At 69.6% G+C, this 1,475-nt stretch carries 3 protein-coding genes; all 3 read right to left on the reverse strand.

Going from position 1 to position 1,475, the window contains the following annotated elements:
- The coding region (locus AB0J09_RS64560) for a hypothetical protein (RefSeq protein ID WP_360714371.1) at nt 1-185 on the reverse strand (185 nt) is incomplete at its 3' end.
- A gap of 128 nt (nt 186-313) precedes the next feature.
- Nucleotides 314-1,126, reverse strand: a complete 813-nt coding sequence (locus tag AB0J09_RS64565; protein ID WP_360714373.1) for a hypothetical protein — start codon at nt 1,124-1,126, stop codon at nt 314-316.
- 97 nt (nt 1,127-1,223) lie between these two features.
- Nucleotides 1,224-1,475, reverse strand: a 252-nt coding sequence (locus AB0J09_RS64570) for a hypothetical protein (RefSeq protein ID WP_360714375.1), incomplete at its 5' end; no start/stop codon positions are given.

Here is a 1,475-nt window from a genome sequence, read left to right on the forward strand (position 1 = left end):
GGGGCTGGGTGGCGCATCGCGTGGGAGCACAACGCGCGGGCAGCCGGGCCGGCGTGGTGTTCCATCACCTGGAGGGCGTGGGTGGCCTCCACGGGGTGAAGCAGGTCGATCTGAGTGGTGTCGGCCGGGACGCGGGGGTGAAACCACACGTCGCTTCGCAGCCAGCTGATCCAGTCCACGGTCATGCGGCTCCTTGTGGTACAGAGAGGGGCGTCTTCCGCAGGAAGGGGAGAGGGGAGGAGGCTCTGCCGCCTCCCCCTCTGGTGGCGTTGGCGGCGCCCGGCACGGTGTCGCCACCGGAGGTGCGCTGCGATCACGCGGCGGCCACGCGGCCACGATCGGCCAGGTCTGAGACCCAGTCGGCAGCCCAGCGGGGGCAGTTGCGGCAATCACCGGGGTGGGGACAGTCGCGGTGCGCCCGAAGACGTTGCCGGCGCGCGGCGTAGAAACAGGCGCCGGAGTCGACCGACACCAGGCTCTTGCGCGCTTCCTCGTATTCCAGCGCCGTCGTTTTCAGGCCGAATCCGTGCAGGCGAATACCGTCACGGGCGAGCTCTTCGATTGTGAGCGCCATCTGGAAGAAGCTGAGCATGCTGCCCGAGCGCTTGCATAGCGAGCCCATGCCGACCAGGGAATGCGCGGCCAGATCCACGCCGGCCTCAGCCCACATCTCCCGGTGGCGGAGGTACTCCCCAGAGGTACGGCCTTGCAAGACCGGCATCCACGGTACGCGGGGCGCCAGCGACCGCAGGCGCAGATAGGACTCGATCGTCCACTCCTGGTGCGCCCGCACGTAGTCCGGTAGAAACCGCACCGGTCCGCGAAGCGCGATGATGCGCGCTTCGGTGGCGGCGAGGACTTCGTCCTCCGTCGGCCAGTCCTGCACGGCCGCGGCCTTGAGCCGGCCGATGCGGCGCATCCACCGGTCGGCCTCGGCGGCGTATTGCTCGGCCGAGATGACCCAGGTGCCGTTGCGCTGCAGATGCTGGTAGCCGTCGCTGTCGAGAATCCATCCGCGCCGGGCCCTGGGCAGCTTGCGCACCAGGCGGGCGAGCCGGGCGCGGGTGACCAACTGCGGGAAGTCCTGAGTGGCGAGCCAGGACGGTTCGGGAGAGCTGATGTGCATGAGGGGAGCGATGCCGGGCCCAGGGTCGGGTGGGGCGATCCACTCCTCGGGGGGCAGGTCGAGTCCCTGCCCGTCGTTCTTGAGGCTGGTGGACAGGTCACGAACCCGATCTGCTCGGCCGCGTCGCGGCTCGCAGGCGGTGCACCTCGGCCAGCAGCTCGGTCACATACTGGGGGGCGTCCCTGATCCAGCGCGCGACCGGATTGTCGATGTCGCGGATGGTGTGCGGGTCGTAGGAGGTACGGCTGACGGCCAGGTCCCGGGCCGGGCGCAAGACGGCGTACTTCTCGTCCGGCTGCTGGTCGCGGAAGGTGAGATCGGCGTAGATGGGGACGCCGTCGGCGTCTTC

The sequence above is a fragment of the Nonomuraea sp. NPDC049784 genome (genome assembly GCF_040659615.1).
GTDB lineage: Bacteria > Actinomycetota > Actinomycetes > Streptosporangiales > Streptosporangiaceae > Nonomuraea.